Source organism: Floridaenema flaviceps BLCC-F50 (assembly GCF_041929275.2).
In the GTDB taxonomy this organism is placed as follows: domain Bacteria; phylum Cyanobacteriota; class Cyanobacteriia; order Cyanobacteriales; family Aerosakkonemataceae; genus Floridanema; species Floridanema flaviceps.
This window is the reverse complement of record NZ_JBHFNR020000002.1, coordinates 412,819-426,891: the sequence shown is the minus strand read 5'-3', so window position 1 is coordinate 426,891 and position 14,073 is coordinate 412,819. Positions and strand designations below refer to the sequence as shown.

Below are 14,073 nucleotides of genomic sequence, written 5' to 3'. Positions count from 1 at the left end.
CACTCTGTTAAAACTCAAGTGAAAACCTCTAACTTTTTTAGGGATAAGCTGTAACTATGAATACCAAGCGTCCAAAAATTACCCCGATTCTCAGTACCATTTTCCAGCAATTAGCTTTGGTGTTGCTGCTGATTACCTCTGCAAATGGTGTATTAACAGGATGTACAAATCCATTGCAAAAGCAGCCGGAATTAAAGGAAAACTCTTCTGAAGGAAAGTCGGTTAATCAACAACAGCAAAATAAATATGACGACGATGATGATGATGACAAGAAGGAAAAGTCAAAAGGTAAAGGTTCAGATGATGATTAATCAGACTTTTTGCCTACGTCTTAAGACTCTTGGCTGTTGCTATAACCCTGTTTAAATTGAGGAGAAAACCGCTAAGTTTTTTTCAGGATAAGCTGTAACTATGAGTACAAATCATCCAAAGATCGCGCCCATTATCAGTAGCATCTTCCACCTATTTAGTTTAATGTTGCTGCTGAATACTGCTGTAACTGGCGTATTAGCAGGAGAGGCAAATCCATTGTCAAAGCAGCCAGAGTTAAAGGTAAATTCTTCTGAACAAAAGTTAGTAAATCAAGAAAATCGCAACAAAGATGAGGATGACAAGAGAGAAAATTCACGAGGTACAGATGACGATAATGACGATGACAATGACAATGACAATGATGATAAAAATGATGATTAAAAACCGCTGAGACGCAGAGAAGGAAGAGAGAAGAATGTAGAGACGTTTCATGAAACGTCTCTACATTTTTTTGACATAAAAATTAAAGAGGAGTCATCAAGGCAGATTTAGGATTAAGGTAAGTGTAAATAAATAAGTGATAATAGTTATATTTAGATGGGGCGGGCAGGATGCCCACCCCACAAGAAAGTGTAATTTTTGTGGGGCGGGCAGGATGCCCACCCCACAAGAAAGTGTAATTTTTGTGGGGTGGGCAGGATACCCACCCCACAAGTGTAATTCTTGTAGGGCGGGCAGGATGCCCACCCCACAAGAAAGTGTAATTTTTGTGGGGTGGGCATCCTGCCCGCCTTAGTTTTCATTTTTATTTATATCTACCTACTTAACTCTTCACAATCGGGCCAAAATCTGCCAATACTCGCGCATGATTTCGTAATAATCCTAAGAGGTTTAAACGATTGCGGCGAATCTCCATATTTTCATCCATTACTAACACACTTTCAGGCCCATCAAAAAATGTGCTAACTGTGGGTGCAATGTTACTTAAAGCATCTACCAATTGTTGATAATTGCGTTGTGCTTGGGATGCTTTAGTTTGGGGAACTAGTTGGACGATCGCATCATAAAACGCCTGTTCTGATGACTTTTGAAATAACTCAGACTTCACAACCGAAGTAGGTTCTAATTGTTGTTTATCTAAATCTCCTTGTGCTGCTAAACGAGTGGAACGGTTCACAGTTTCGTAAATTTCATCTAACTTCCCATTTTGGCGAATTTGTTGTAAGAAATCAGCCCGATTTCTCACATCTAATAAATCTTGCAAGGCGCGTTCTGTGTATTCTGGATCATTTTCTCCCAAAACCGCATTCACTAAATCGTAATCAATTCCCCTTTCCTCTTGTAATAGGGTGCGAATCCGTTGAATGAAGAAATCTTGCAATTGAGATAGCAATTCAGCCGAGTTTGTTTTAGGGAATTTTACTGCAAAATCAGCTACATTTTGCTCAATTAATTGTTGTAAATTAATTGCTAATTCTGCCGCCCAAGTAATGTTAACGATCGCATTTGCTGCCCGTCGTAAGGCAAAAGGATCGGAAGAACCTGTGGGTAACATTCCTAAGCCGAAAATACCTATTAGGGTGTCTAGGCGATCGCTAATTCCCACCACTTGACCTGTGATAGTTTCCGGCAATTTATCCCCTGCACCACGAGGTAAATAATGCTCAAAAATACCTGTTGCAACTGCTTCAGTTTCCCCACTCGCAGCCGCATATTTTTGCCCCATTACTCCTTGTAATTCTGGGAATTCTCCCACCATTTGAGTAACTAAATCCGCTTTACATAATAAAGCCGATCGCTGAATATTGTTGCTAGTTTCGGAATTTAATTGCAGTTGTTCGGAAATTTGTCCAGCTATCTTTTGAATCCGAGTAACTTTCTCGCGTACCGAACCCAAGTCTTCTTGAAATGTGACTTTTTCCAATTGCGGCAAATAACTTTCTAAAGGCTTCGTAGAGTCAACCTTAAAAAAGTATTGTCCATCAGCTAACCTAGCGCGAATTACCCTTTCATTTCCCCTAGCAATGATATCTGCTTTCGCTGGATCGCCGTTAGAAATGGTGATAAAGTAAGGCAATAACTCTCGATATTCAGCAGTTTTGAAAATCGGGAAATAACGCTGTTGAGTTACCATTACTGTAGTAATTACTTCGGCGGGTAAATTCAAGAAATCTGCATCAAAATTACCAACTACAGCAGTAGGAAACTCTACTAATTCAACAACTTCGGCTAACAAATCGGGATAGATTTCGGCAAAACCATTTTGTTGAGTACCTGCTGTTTGAATTTGTTCGTTAATTTTAGTTTGACGCTGTTCGGGACTAACTAGAACAAAAGCAGATTCTAGGGATTTAACGTAATCTGTAGCGTTGGGAATTGATACAGCTTTGGGATGTAAAACGCGATGTCCTGGGGAAGTGCGATCGCTTTTTACCGTCTCCGAACCATTGACTATTTCAATTGGTAAAACCACATCATCTAATAAAGTAACCAACCAACGAATTGGGCGAGAAAATCTAATATCGCCATCTCCCCAACGCATTAACCGCTTACCTTCTAACTTAGAAATCCATTGGGGAATTAACTGGGTTAAAATCTCCGCTGTAGAACGTCCGGGAATTGTTTTCTGAACAAAAATAAAATCGCCTTTTTCTGTGGGACGAACTTCCAAAGCATCTAATTCTACACCTTGCTTTTTGGCAAAACCTTCTGCTGCCTTCGTTGGTTGACCATCCTTAAAACCCGTTGCTGCTGGTGGCCCTTTTACCTCTTCTACTCTATCAGCTTGCTGGGTGGGCAAACCTTGAATCAAAACAGCGAGACGGCGCGGAGTACCGTAAATATCAATTTTCTGGGAGTTTAAGAATTGTTCCGCCAGAGTGTTGGGAATCATGCTTTGCCATTGCTGGATAGCGCTGGAGACAAAGCTGGCAGGGAGTTCTTCTGTACCGACTTCTAATAGGAAACTAGGCATAGACGGAAATGTTAGTAGACTAGCTAAAACAGTTTATCGCGATTTGATGCCTGAGATTATGTCTGGCTAATCAGCTAACTCAACACCTTGTAGAGACGTTATATATTTGAAGAGACGTTATATATAACGTCTTTACTTTACTTAAATTTAGATAATCGATCGGTAACTTTTCCAGTTTAAGCTGGTATTTTCGGAATGCGATCGCTTTTTTCGTTAGGTACATCCGTTTGATGTGCAATTACATCCCTGGTTGCCTTGTAAGCTTCACTAAGAGTCCGAAAAGATTCTTGGGAAATTTTTTCGTCAATCAAATCTGTAGCAGCTTGAGCAAATACTTTATCCAGTTCTTCTAGACCGACTGTGGCTGGTATTTGCTTTTCTTGTACTGATTTCATTAATCCAATAATAGTAGAAATATGGCGATCGGATTCATTTTTACGCCGTTTTTCTAGCCATGATTTCAATTCCCAAAACCAAGAACCAACTAACAAAGCTACAGTTAAGATTAATGCTAAATAATCGGCATTTTCTTGAATAAAAGAAGGTTGATCTCGCTCGAAATATGCCAGCGAACCTGGATGAATAGGGATACCCGTTCCACCCGTAGTAGTCGGTTGAGTAATACTAGCAACTAAAGGTCGCACATCAGCAAATTCATCGGGAATATTATCAGCAATTTCTTGACGATGACTATCCAAAACTTCGGTAATTTGCCGCACAACTTCACTATCAACTTTGTCGCTGGCTAACAACAGTCTTCGCACAGCAATTGTGGGCAAATTTACATCCGGTATTGCTGGACTACTCCCTTGAAATACACCTTTGGGAATCTCCGCAGGTTCAAATGCTGGATACTTAATTCGCAAAGCAGCAGCCTGATCTAAAGGCAACAACCGGGCATTATATTTCTGCACTAAATCGACAATATTCCGGTTGCCTAGAGCTCGGACTCGAAAGAAAGCATCAGCTTGATTTTGCCGAAAAGCTTCGTCAGATTCTTTGCTGTTATTTCCCACAAAAATAAAGTCTTGTTCTTGCAGTCCATAATGTGCAGCAACTTGGAGAAAAGAGCGATATTGTCCACCCTTTTGCCACAAAGCAATCCGCTTACCTTTAAGGTCAGCAAAATCCTTAATTTCAGAATTTGTCTTAACTGCTAATTGAAAGATATCTGGATACAAAAAAACCACAGTGCGAGCAGAACGTCCAGCCGGAATATCTGCTTGAGCAGTAGCTAATTGTGCCTCTCCTTTCTCCAACTTTTCGATATTTTCCTCTGTTCCTTTAGTTTCTACAACATCAATTTGGATCTTGGGATTTTTGGCTTCTACAACTCGCTCGATCGCTTTACTAAGAATATAACTTTCGCCATCTTTGCTTCCAGCTACTAATGTTAATCGATAGGTTTTAAAGTTATTAGCCACAAAAAACCAAACTAAAGCAGCAATTAACCCAATACTTAAGCATCCCAAGCTCAGGTATATTAAATTAATTGAGGATAGAAAATTTTTAGGGAATTTTTTCTGCATAGGACTTTGATTCACAATACTTTTCCAATACAGGCAATAAGTATAATTTTACCCGCTAAAAATACAGTTTGTCCGATCGCGACTCAAATCGGTTCCTGACAGCAGCTAAACCAAGCCGTATATTTAAGCAAGAGTTAGGCAACAAGGGCGAAAGTCATGGCTAATTGGTTACACAGCACTTTGCTCTGGATGGGGGTAAATGTTTGGAATAGTTGGCGCAAAAATTTTCCACAGGTAGAGCCTGATTTATATGGAATTAATCTCAATGGAGCAAATCTTAAAGGAATCAACTTAAGCGGTGCTAACCTCGGCCCTGCTGGGTTGTTCAGCGCCGATTTAACTGGAGCAGATTTAACTGGAGCATATTTAAATGGAGCCTGTTTAAATCGAGCCAATTTGAGTGAAGCCAATTTAAGCGGGGCATTATTACGTGCTGCCGATCTCACCAGAGCTAACCTTACAGGCGCAAACCTGAGCGGAGCATACCTCAGCAGAGCAGACCTTTCCACTGCATTGCTCAGGGTGGCGAACATGGCAAAAGCAGACTTGACGGGAGCATTTTTGCGCGGCGCATACCTAACAGGCGCAAATCTCCGAGGTGCGTATCTTAGCAGAGCCGACTTTACGGGTACTTATATGCGAGCGGCTAACTTGAGCGAAGCCGATTTAACTGCTGCTGCTTTCAGTGGAGCCGATTTAACTGCTGCTTTTTTAATCCGAACTCAAGCCCTTTATACTAATTTTAATAAAGCCAAATTTACGGGAGCTTGCATTCAAGATTGGAACATTAACAGTGCTACTTTATTAGATGATATTGTTTGCGATCATATTTATCTAGAGTATCATCAACAAGAACGTCGCCCAATTACAGGAGAGTTTGCACCGGGAGAATTTAGTAAGTTATTTCAAAAAGTTTTTGCTACTGTTGATTTAATTTTTCTACATGGTATTGAGTGGCAAGCTTTGTCTCTTGCTTTGGAAAAATTTAATACTGAAATGGTAGGTAATGAAATATCTATCCAAGCAATTGAACAAAGATTAGATGGTGCTTTTATAATTAGGTTTAAAGTTCCTTGTGAGACTAATATAGCTAAAATTGAGAAAGTTTTAAAGTTACAGTATGAACTGGCTTTGCGAGATATTGATAAAGAATACGGTGAACAATTACAAAGCCAATCTGATGATATTGCCATTCATCGCCAACAAGGTGCTAATTTAATGGAAATTGCTAAGACTATGGCTAATAGACCGATCGATCTAAAAAGCCTGACAAATTCTGAAAATTTCCATCTTTCTGAGCCTGAGTTAGAAAGTGAAAATCGGAATAATCATGCTCAGGATTTTAACTTTAATTAGTGGGACTGGGGACTGGGGACTGGGGACTGGGGACAAGGGGAATATAATTGAATTATCTCTTCAACTCTCCCCACCTCCCCACCTCTTCTTCCTAGTCCCTAATCCCCAATCCCCTATTTAGTCACTTCTAGATAGATATGTTCCAAACTGATTGGTTTACGGGAAATGGAAGCAAGGGAAATACCATCGAAAGCAGCAATAATTTCTTTTAATTCTAAAGTTTCTGGGAGCCACAATGCTAATTCATTGCCGTAGCGTCGATGAGGAAAACCTAATTCTGTGGCGCGTGCGATCGCACTTTCCTCATCTTCCGTTTGGATCGTGACTATCTCCTTTGCCGGAATCAATTTCTGTAACTGGGACAAACTTCCTTCCGCCAGAATTCGCCCATTTTTCAAAATCCCAATTCTTTGACAAAGACGTTCGGCTTCATCGAGTAAATGTGTAGTTAACAAAATAGTAATTCCCTGATTTCTCAAATTGCGAATTAACTCCCAAACTTCGTAACGTGCTTCAATATCTAAACCAGTTGTCGGTTCATCTAAAATTAGTAACTTCGGCTGATGTACTAACGCGACTGCAATATTTAAGCGCCGTTTCATGCCACCGCTGAGAGTTTCTACAGGACTAGTTGCGCGATCGAGCAAATTAACAGCCGCTAAACATTTTTCAACTTGTACCTGACGAACTTTTCGCCCTAAACCGTAAATTTGAGCAAAAAAATCCAAGTTTTCTTTACAACTCAAAGTTCGATAAAGTAAATTTTCTTGAGGCGCAACACCAATAATTGATTTATTTTTTTCCGAAACAGGTTGATTGTTAATTTCAATCTTGCCACTATCTGCCTTAAGCAAATTACAGATAATATTAATCGTCGTCGTTTTACCTGCACCATTTGGTCCGAGTAAACCGTAAATTTCGCCCAAATTAATTTGTAAATTCAAATTTTGCAGAACTTGACGCTTCCCGTAAGACTTATTGATATTTTCAATTAACAGCATATTTTCCTTGATTCACTTAGCTTTGCTCAGATCCCCGACTCAGATTCCCGACTTCTTTAAGAAGTCGGGGATCTGGAGATTCATAACCTTCTCTCTACACGCAACATCCGACGATAAGATAACCAACCTGCACCAATCATCAAAATAGCAAACCCAAATAGAAACCAAAAATGGAAAGAAATTTCTGTTAATCCATTGCCATTAGCAGACACACCGAGTAGTGCTTCAGTCATGTGATAAATTGGATTAAATTTAGCCAAGTTTAGCAGAAATTGCGGAAAGATAAAACTGGGAATAAATGCGCCTCCTAAAATCAATAAAGGTACACCAAAAGTTGCTACTAAAGCATTAATATCATCAGCACGACGAGCCAATTGTGTACCGAGAATAAATCCCACACCAACATAAGAGATAATACTGAGTAGAATAATCATTGCTCCCAAAAGGAGAGAGCCGTGAAATTTAGCATTCCAGAAAGAGGCGATCGCATACACCAACAAAGTTTGACCAACACCTATGCAACAGTGAGCGCCGAAAATGCCCAAAAAATAAGAAGTTCCACTCAAAGGAGAGATAAACAAGCGCTTGAGCGTTTGCTGCTCTCGTTCCGCTACTACCGTAGTCACAGTACCTCCCAAGCAGCTAAAAAACAGCGCCGCGCCTACCAAAGTAGTCGGTGCGGCATTTTCAAAAGCCAAAGTAGTCGGTGTCGCATTTTCAAAAGCAAAAGCCATTGACTGTTGAGCGCGTTCTGCAAAAATAAATCCGTTGAGTAAAAGCAGAGCAATGGGAAAAACACTCCAAAAAATCAGGCTACGTCGCCGTCGGAATAATTCGATTAAAATGCGCTGAGTTACAGCCAGCGTTTCCCGCCAATATTTGATCATCATGTGAGGAGTTAGCAAAGTAGTTCATGAATCAATTATCAAGATACGCCCAATTACCGACAATTTCGCGACGTACTTTCATAAAAATGTTCGGTGTCGGTGCAGTTGGTGGTGTAGTAGGGTATTCCCGTTTTTCTAAGCCACAGCCAAGCATTTTTCAACAGGATACCCTCGATTTACCCCGTTGGACAAATAAACCAATTAGCGTCACCGTAGTAGGTGGAGGTTTAGCTGGATTAGCTTGTGCTTACGAATTAAGTCAACGAGGTTTTCAAGTTACGCTATTAGAAAAATCGCCGCAATTAGGAGGAAAAATTGCCAGTTGGCCTATTCAAATAGGCGAAGAAACTTTCATGATGGAACATGGGTTTCACGGCTTTTTCCCCCAATATTATAACCTAAAAAGTTTAGTCAAAGAACTGCAAATAACTGACAATTTTCTGGATTTGAAGTTTTACTCAGTCGTTTATCGAAATGCTAAATATCAACCAGAAGTATTTCGCCCCAGTCATTCGGCTTTTCCCTGGAATATAGTTGATTTAGCTGTGGCTTCTCCTAACCGTTTACGCTGGGGAATTAACCTGACAAAATGGGAACATTGGCAAGTTTTTCGCGCCATTACCGGATTTCAAACTGAGAAAACTTTTCAACGCCTTGATAATATTTCAGTTGCGGAATGGGTAGAAAAAGAATTTCCCCAAGGATTGTATGATTTATACTTCCTTCCCTTTGCGAAATCGAGTTTAAATGCTCCCGACGAGATGAGTGTTGGTGAGTTAATGCAATTTTTCCACTTTTACTTTTTTGGCAATCCTGAAGGTTTAGCTTTTAATGGTACTAAACAGGACATGGGAACAAGTTTAGTTCAACCGATCGCCCAAGCAATTAAAAGTAATAACGGCACAATTATTACAGATGCAACCGTTAAAGAAATTAACGCCTCCCAAGGCAAAATTGATTCCTTAACTTATTATCAAGGTAACAATAGTAACGACGTTCCTTTTTGGGTAAGTCGCAATCAATACATTGCCGATCGCCAAGTAGAATATTTTGGTGCAGGGGATGAAGTTTTTGCTGTTAAAAGTAATAGCAATGAAGCGATTTCCTTAACTTGTACTCACCAAGGTTGTACCGTACAAAAACAGGCAAATGGTGAATTTCACTGTCCTTGTCATGGTGCAGCTTTTGATAAAAATGGTAAAGTTATTAAAGGCCCCGCTCAAAGAGATTTGGCAAAGTATAGAGTTGTCGATCGCAAATCCAATCAACTCCAACTAATCGCCACCACAAACAACTCCAACTTAACCACATCAACTAACACCATTCAAACAGATTACTACGTTTTTGCCACCGACGTTCCCGGAGTTCGTCAATTATTTACCCGCATTAATGGCGACGTTAATGATAAAGTAAAAGCCCAAATCGAAAAACTACCAGTAGCAGATCCATTTGCGGTTTGTCGTTTTTGGTTCGATCGCGATTTCCAGTGGGAACAAAGTTGGTTTACCTCTTTATCCGGTTATCGCCTAACTGATAGTATCACCCTCTATCATCGCATTCAAGACCAATTTATTGAATGGGCAAATAAAACCGGAGGAAGCGTAGTCGAATTACACGCATATTGCTACAAAGAAAAAGAGTTTCCCACTCAAGAAGCATTACTCACAACATTTGAACAAGAACTATACGAAATAGTCCCCGAACTTCAGCAAGCAAACATTCTGCATCGAGAACTAGTAAATCAAAAAAACTTCTCCGGTTATCCTCCGAATAGTTATGCAGAACGTCCCCAAACAACCACCGAAATATCCAACCTTTTATTCGCCGGAGATTGGGTAAAAATGCCCTTCCCCTGTGGTTTAATGGAAAGAGCAATTAGCAGTGGACTACTAGCAGCAAACGAAATTTTGCACCGCCAAGGATTGCAAAAACGCACCCTATTTACAGTCAACCCCGAAGGGTTACTAAAAATTTAAAATCACTCCAGATGAACACAGTAAATATATAAATATTATCTGCGTTCATCTGCGTTTATCTGCATTCATCTGCGTTTAAAAATTTAGCCTTTAATCAGGTTTATAAACTTATGACTTCCCTATCTTCAACCAATAATTTCCAAGACATTCGGAAGTTAGGAATTAATCTCAATCATTGGTATGTCGCTGCTCAAATTAGCGAATTAAAAAGCCAACCTTTAGGCGTTACTTTGTGGAATCAACCAATAGTAATTTACCGAGACAACACAGGTAAAATTCACGCTTTAGAAGATAGATGTCCCCATCGCCAAGTTAAACTAAGTCACGGAAAAGTTATTAATAATCAATTAGAATGCGCTTATCACGGTTGGCGGTTTAATGCTACTGGTGAATGCGCCGAAGTTCCCTATTTAGCAGCAAATCAAAAACTACCCAATTGCAAAATTCGTTGCTATCCTGCGATCGAAAAAGATGGATTTATCTGGGTATTTCCTGGCGATGAAAGCTTATCAAATTTAGTTTCACCTTTAGCATTACCAGAATGGGAACATCTTAATTATATTGTCAGTTATACAGGTTTTGATTGTCCATCTCACTATTCATTTTTAATCGAAAACCTAATGGATATGTATCACGGACATTTGCACCAAGACTTACAAGCTTGGGCAAATCCTGTATTACAACATATTGATGAAGATGATAACAAAGTTCAGGCTCATTATCAAGCCCAAAGCTATTACAAAATCAACAGAGAATGGGCAGTTTTACAGTTATTTATTCCAGCTTTACGACAGTTACATCCTGAACCTTTAGACGTGAGTTATATTTATCCTCATTGGGTAGCAACATTAGGGAATGATTTTAAAATTTGTTGTTTGTTTTGTCCGGTAAGTGAAACAAAAACTCGCGCTTATTTAATCCATTTCACTTCTTTAAATGCCTTTGACAAATTACACATATTACCTGTGGGGTTTCGCCGCTTTGTCAAAAACCTTTCCTTTAATGCAGCCAAAGGTTTGCTTAATAACTTAGTGCGTCAAGATTTAGTGATGATTCAAGAAGAACAACAGTCTTATTTGCAACATCCAGAAAGAAAAAATTATGAATTAAACAAAGCCTTAGTAAGCGTACAAAAACTAATCAGAACCCAAATCGAAAAATCAATATAAATGTAGGGTGCGTTACGCTGCGCTAACGCACCATTCCTGCTAACTGAGATGTTGCACCTGCGTTTTAGCCCGCCTGCGAATCAATTCGCTTTTCTTATAGCTCAAGTCCATTTTAATGGACTAAAAGCTTTTGAATACTAACTATTTAGTCCTCTTTAGAGGAGTTTAGCTACTCGCGGTGCGAATTGATAAGGCAGGCGGATTTTGGGACTGGTGCAAGATCTAAGCTAAGAATTCCCTTGTTCTCTCACCCATTTACGAAACTCTCTCAGCATTCGACTTGTTCCCATTGTCTGACTCATTTCCAGAAAACGGGAAAACTCCTCAATTATGGGAAAATTAGGAAATGTAGGACTGTTTGGAGATTCAAGATATTTCCCTGATTGGAGTAGGTAAATTTGCAGCTTTCCGTTTTCATATCGCCAGATTTCCGGTACTCCTAATGCTTGATATGCACTAACTTGAGTTTTGGAAGTAACATCTATTTCTATGGCTAAATCTGGTGGGGGATCGACTGTTAAATCTATGCGAGTTTTGCCAATCATTTGAGCATAATTTTGAATATAAAAGCAGTTATCAGGTTCAATACCTGCCGCCATGTCCTCTCGCTTGAAAGTTGTCGAACCAAAACATTCTCGATCGATTTCTAGTTCTTCCAACAAAATTTTTACTATGTCACCAATCGTTTCTTTGTTTACCTCATGTTCTGGTAATGGCACCCTAATCTCCAAAGTTCCGTTAAAATAAGCTAATCGAGAAGAACGTTTTTCGCCTAATTCTTCTAAAATTGCCTCAAATTCCTGCCAATTTACATCATGAAATAACACCCGATGTCCCGGCGGTACACCCAGTTGTCGCAATTGTAGAGTTACCATTTTATTGTCCTAAATTATGTTTTATAATGCAATTATACAATTCCTAATTAGCAAGAATGCTGAAAATTTATAAAAACATTGTTTTCGACGAAAATCAGCAACCAATTGCCGTGCAAATTCCCATTGCTGAATTTGAAAAAATTGAAGAGATTTTAGAAGATTACGGTTTGGCAAAGTTAATCAAAGAATCGGAGAATGAAGAAAGACTTTCCAAGGAAGTAGCTTTAAATAAATACAGACACCTTAAAAGCAAGCAATCATAAGGATCTTTTTCTTAATTCATCACACTTATCGCTAAAATCAGCGTAAATTATCCTACTAGAGAATGCAACCCGGTGCTAATATTAAATTTAAACTATAAAAAGAAGTAGTGATATATGGCGAACTCTAGTTGTGATTGGCTTTATCTCAGGTCGTGATTTATCACTTCAGGCAGCTACAGAGTTTTTAACAGCATTAGGTATAAATGTTGGAACTGGTTTTGTTTTACGTGAAGTTGCTAGAGGAGTAGTCAAACTAATACCTGGTTTTGGTAACGTTGTCTCTGCTGGTGTTGCAGGTACAGGTACAAAAATTCTCGGTCAAGCTGCTATTGCATACTTTATTGATGGCACTCCTATTGCAGTTATTAAGGAACAAATGGGTTTAAAAATGTTGCTTCCTAATGATCAATAGTGGACTGCAAAGAAATTATGAAAAACATGAAAATGCCAACGAGTAATAGTTACCGTGAAGATTTGATTCAATTTCTCAAAGATCCAGAACACGCTGCTGGTTATATTGAAGCTATTTTAGAAGAAGAAGATCCTGAACCTGAACTTCTCCGAAATGCACTGAGAAAGGTTATTGAGGCTTGGGCAAAAAGCGATCATCGCCTTTCTCCATCAACAAAACAATTGCATGAAAAGCTCGATCGAATGCTAACCGAAAGTAATGCTACTGAAATTTACACTTTTGTAGAATTACTAAATGCACTAGGTTTTCGATTGGAAGTACAATGTAAAAATTATGAAAAATCTGAAAATGCCGACCAGTGATAGCTACCATAAGTTTCTAATAGAGTCTCTGAAAAATCGTGAAGAAGCTGCTGGTTATATTGAAGTAGTTTTGGAAGAAGGCGGCGATCAACCAGTATTATTGCGAAAGGCAATTAGAAATGTGGTTGAAGCTTGGGAAAGGTGCGATCGCCTTTCTCCATCAACAAAACAGTTGCATGAAAAGCTCGATCGAATACTAACCGAAAGTAATGCTTCAGAAATTTACACTTTTGTAGAATTACTAAATTCACTAGGTTTTCAAGTAACTATTTCACTGAAAGAAACTAAATGAGTTCCCGAGTTTGATATGATGCGATTTTTCGTGAAATCAGACAATTATGGAACTACAATAAAATCATGGAAGCCCAACCAAGGGAAATTCAGCGTTACGTTACACCAGATGGCAAAATTCCTTTTACGGAGTGGTTGAATTCGCTTCGGGATATCAAGGCTCAAATCAAGATACGTGGGAGGCTTGAACGAGTTGCGCTAGGTAATTTAGGAGACTATCGTTCAGTGGGAGAAGGAGTTTTTGAGCTTAGAATTAACTATGGCCCCGGCTACCGAATTTATTTTGGACAAGTAGGATCTATTATTATCCTTCTACTCTGTGGAGGGGATAAAAGCACTCAAGATCAAGACATTAACACAGCTAAGGAATACTGGGCAGAATATAGGAGTTAAGACAATGCTTAAAACTAAAAGTGTTAGTTACCATGAAGATTTGATTCAATTTCTCAAAGATTCTGAACACGCTGCTGGTTATATTGAAGCTATTTTAGAAGAAGAAAATCCTGAACCGGAACTTCTCCGAAATGCACTGAGAAAGGTTATTGAGGCTTGGGAAAGGTGCGATCATCGCCTTTCTCCATCAACAAAACAGTTGCATGAAAAGCTCGATCGAATCCTAACCGAAAGTAATGCTAGCGAAATTTACATTTTCATCGAATTACTAAATGAACTGGGTTTCCAAATTACAATTACACCCAAAGAAACCCAATCCTAACTAGCTAATAG

The 14,073-nt window shown here is 39.2% G+C and carries 16 protein-coding genes; 11 read left to right on the top strand and 5 right to left on the bottom strand.

The window, feature by feature from the left end; genetic code table 11:
* Window positions 1-56 precede the first annotated feature (56 nt).
* A complete protein-coding gene (locus tag ACE1CI_RS21800; protein WP_413265582.1) occupies window positions 57-311 on the top strand; it encodes a hypothetical protein in 255 nt (84 codons plus the stop codon).
* A 100-nt stretch (window positions 312-411) separates the two neighbouring features.
* Window positions 412-693, top strand: coding sequence for a hypothetical protein (locus tag ACE1CI_RS21795; RefSeq protein WP_413265581.1), 282 nt, complete (start codon window positions 412-414; stop codon window positions 691-693).
* Window positions 694-1,075: 382 nt separating this feature from the next.
* Here ACE1CI_RS21795 and glyS read toward each other — a convergent pair whose 3' ends face one another.
* Complete coding sequence (gene glyS, locus ACE1CI_RS21790; RefSeq protein WP_413266689.1) at window positions 1,076-3,226, bottom strand: glycine--tRNA ligase subunit beta; 2,151 nt, start codon at window positions 3,224-3,226, stop codon at window positions 1,076-1,078.
* Between the two features lie 176 nt (window positions 3,227-3,402).
* Complete coding sequence (locus tag ACE1CI_RS21785) at window positions 3,403-4,770, bottom strand: TAXI family TRAP transporter solute-binding subunit (RefSeq protein ID WP_413266690.1); 1,368 nt, start codon at window positions 4,768-4,770, stop codon at window positions 3,403-3,405.
* Window positions 4,771-4,911: 141 nt separating this feature from the next.
* On the opposite strand from ACE1CI_RS21785, the gene ACE1CI_RS21780 reads away from it, so the two are divergent.
* Window positions 4,912-6,111: a pentapeptide repeat-containing protein gene (locus ACE1CI_RS21780; RefSeq protein WP_413266691.1), complete on the top strand. Its 1,200-nt coding sequence runs from the start codon at window positions 4,912-4,914 to the stop codon at window positions 6,109-6,111.
* A gap of 113 nt (window positions 6,112-6,224) precedes the next feature.
* On the opposite strand, the gene ACE1CI_RS21775 is transcribed toward ACE1CI_RS21780, so the two are convergent.
* Both ACE1CI_RS21775 and ACE1CI_RS21770 read right to left on the bottom strand, forming a co-directional pair.
* Window positions 6,225-7,112 carry an ABC transporter ATP-binding protein gene (locus tag ACE1CI_RS21775; RefSeq protein WP_413266692.1) on the bottom strand — a complete coding sequence of 296 codons (888 nt, stop codon included), beginning with the start codon at window positions 7,110-7,112 and terminating at the stop codon, window positions 6,225-6,227.
* Between the two features lie 80 nt (window positions 7,113-7,192).
* Window positions 7,193-7,996, bottom strand: a complete 804-nt coding sequence (locus tag ACE1CI_RS21770; RefSeq protein WP_459564125.1) for an ABC transporter permease — start codon at window positions 7,994-7,996, stop codon at window positions 7,193-7,195.
* A gap of 29 nt (window positions 7,997-8,025) precedes the next feature.
* On the opposite strand from ACE1CI_RS21770, the gene ACE1CI_RS21765 reads away from it, so the two are divergent.
* Both ACE1CI_RS21765 and ACE1CI_RS21760 read left to right on the top strand, forming a co-directional pair.
* Window positions 8,026-9,975, top strand: coding sequence for an FAD-dependent oxidoreductase (locus ACE1CI_RS21765; RefSeq protein ID WP_413266694.1), 1,950 nt, complete (start codon window positions 8,026-8,028; stop codon window positions 9,973-9,975).
* Window positions 9,976-10,085: 110 nt separating this feature from the next.
* On the top strand, window positions 10,086-11,144 hold the full coding sequence (locus ACE1CI_RS21760) for an aromatic ring-hydroxylating dioxygenase subunit alpha (RefSeq protein ID WP_413266695.1): 1,059 nt from the start codon (window positions 10,086-10,088) through the stop codon (window positions 11,142-11,144).
* A 227-nt stretch (window positions 11,145-11,371) separates the two neighbouring features.
* Here ACE1CI_RS21760 and ACE1CI_RS21755 read toward each other — a convergent pair whose 3' ends face one another.
* Window positions 11,372-12,019: a Uma2 family endonuclease gene (locus ACE1CI_RS21755; RefSeq protein WP_413266696.1), complete on the bottom strand. Its 648-nt coding sequence runs from the start codon at window positions 12,017-12,019 to the stop codon at window positions 11,372-11,374.
* A gap of 56 nt (window positions 12,020-12,075) precedes the next feature.
* On the opposite strand from ACE1CI_RS21755, the gene ACE1CI_RS21750 reads away from it, so the two are divergent.
* From ACE1CI_RS21750 to ACE1CI_RS21725, 6 genes are all read left to right on the top strand, one after another.
* Window positions 12,076-12,282 (top strand): RelB antitoxin-like protein, encoded by a 207-nt coding sequence (locus tag ACE1CI_RS21750; protein WP_413266697.1) that lies wholly within the window; start codon window positions 12,076-12,078, stop codon window positions 12,280-12,282.
* Between the two features lie 130 nt (window positions 12,283-12,412).
* Window positions 12,413-12,694, top strand: a complete 282-nt coding sequence (locus ACE1CI_RS21745) for a hypothetical protein (RefSeq protein ID WP_413266698.1) — start codon at window positions 12,413-12,415, stop codon at window positions 12,692-12,694.
* A 17-nt stretch (window positions 12,695-12,711) separates the two neighbouring features.
* On the top strand, window positions 12,712-13,056 hold the full coding sequence (locus tag ACE1CI_RS21740) for a helix-turn-helix domain-containing transcriptional regulator (RefSeq protein WP_413266699.1): 345 nt from the start codon (window positions 12,712-12,714) through the stop codon (window positions 13,054-13,056).
* Complete coding sequence (locus ACE1CI_RS21735) at window positions 13,028-13,348, top strand: transcriptional regulator (RefSeq protein ID WP_496615688.1); 321 nt, start codon at window positions 13,028-13,030, stop codon at window positions 13,346-13,348. Before ACE1CI_RS21740 ends, ACE1CI_RS21735 begins: the two co-directional genes overlap by 29 nt.
* Window positions 13,349-13,413: 65 nt before the next feature.
* Window positions 13,414-13,740 carry a type II toxin-antitoxin system RelE/ParE family toxin gene (locus tag ACE1CI_RS21730; RefSeq protein WP_413266701.1) on the top strand — a complete coding sequence of 109 codons (327 nt, stop codon included), beginning with the start codon at window positions 13,414-13,416 and terminating at the stop codon, window positions 13,738-13,740.
* Window positions 13,741-13,744: 4 nt separating this feature from the next.
* Window positions 13,745-14,062 (top strand): transcriptional regulator, encoded by a 318-nt coding sequence (locus tag ACE1CI_RS21725; RefSeq protein ID WP_413266702.1) that lies wholly within the window; start codon window positions 13,745-13,747, stop codon window positions 14,060-14,062.
* The last annotated feature ends 11 nt before the right edge of the window (window positions 14,063-14,073 follow it).